Here is a 1,616-nt window from a genome sequence, read left to right as displayed (position 1 = left end):
TATCGTTGCCGAGTACCGTGATGGTGACCGGGGTATCCTCGTTCGTCGACGCCGTGTCGTTCACCGCATCCGGTGCCGGATTGGTGATGGTCCAGGTGAAACTCTGCGACGTGCTCGCGCCCGCGACATCGGTCGCGATCACGGTCACCGTGTAGACACCGCCGCCGATCTGGCTCGCGTTGCTGGCAATCGTGCCGGTGACCACGCCGGTGACAGCATCGATCGTCAGTCCGTTCGGCAGGCCAGTCGCCGCGAACCGCAGCGGCTCACCGTCCGGATCGGCGAAGTCGGTCGCAACGTTGAAATTGACGAGTTCGCCGTCCGCATCGTTGCGCGGCGGCAGCGGGGCGACCGCTACGGGCGCATCGTTAATCGCGCCTACCGTCACGGTCACGGATGCGGTCGAGAACCCGCCCTGGCCATCGCTGATGGTGTAGCTGATCGTGTCGGTGCCGTTGAAATCGGCGTTCGGCGTGTAGGTCAGCGTGCCGTCCGTGTTGATCACGACGGTGCCGCGCGTCGCCGACGCCAGCGTGACGGTCAGAAGGTCCCCGTCCGCATCGGTATCGTTGCCGAGTACCGTGATGGTGACCGGGGTATCCTCGTTCGTCGACGCCGTGTCGTTCACCGCATCCGGTGCCGGATTGGTGATGGTCCAGGTGAAACTCTGCGACGTGCTCGCGCCACTCGGGTCGCGGCCAGTCACCTTGACCGTGTAGATCCCGCCATTAATCACACTGGCGCTCGCTGCGATCATGCCGGTGATGCGACCGGTGATTGCGTCGATCGACAATCCCGCCGGCAATCCGTCCGCGGTAAAGCTGAGCGTATCGTCATCGATGTCGCTGAACGCGGTTGCGATCGCCAGCGACACGGCTTCGCCATCGGAATCAATGCGTGACGGCAGGCCGACCGACGTCGGCGCGTCATTTGCCGGGGTGACGGTAACGACGACGGTTGCGGTGGAAAACCCGCCCTGATCGTCGCCCAGCGTGTAGGTGATGATGCCGATGCCGTTGAAATTCGCCGTCGGCGTGAAGGTGATCGAGCCATCGGCGTTGACGATCGCCGTACCGTTGCTGACGCCGTTGATCGTCAACGAGGTCGGTGTCAGCGGGTCGCCATCGGGATCATTGTCGTTGACCAGCACGTCGATCGTGACCGGCGTGTCCTCGACAGTCGTCGCGACGTCGTCCTGCGGCAACGGCGGGATATTTCCGACGCGCCACGTGAAGCTGGTCACGACTGTGCCGCCCTGGCCATCCTCGGCGGTCACAGCAACTATGTACACGCCGCCGTTCGTCTGGCTGGCGTCCGATGCGATCATACCGGTGATGACGCCGGTCGCTTGATCAATCGTCAAACCCGGCGGCAGACCGGTCGCGTCGAACTGCAACGCGTCGCCATCGATGTCGCTGAAACCGGGCGCGACCGGCAACACGATCATCTCGGCATCCGAATCGCTGCGCCCGGGGAGGCCGGTGGTAGTCGGCGCATCGTTCACCGCCGCAACCGTGACGGTTATTGATGCGGTCGAGAAACCGCCCTGGCCATCACTGATCGTGTAGCTGATCGTGTCGGTGCCGTTGAAGTTCGCGTTCGGCGTATAGGTCAGC

1 protein-coding gene is annotated in these 1,616 nt (G+C 63.8%); it reads right to left on the bottom strand.

Translation table 11 applies throughout. The annotated features are described in order from the left end of the window. A partial coding sequence (locus GQY20_RS31860; RefSeq protein WP_157221202.1) for an Ig-like domain-containing protein occupies positions 1-1,616 on the bottom strand: 1,616 nt, incomplete at both ends.

Source organism: Flavisphingomonas formosensis (genome assembly GCF_009755815.1).
GTDB classification, from domain to species: Bacteria; Pseudomonadota; Alphaproteobacteria; order Sphingomonadales; family Sphingomonadaceae; genus Flavisphingomonas; species Flavisphingomonas formosensis.
Note: the sequence above shows the minus strand (reverse complement) of the source record. Positions and strands in the feature narration are given on the sequence as shown.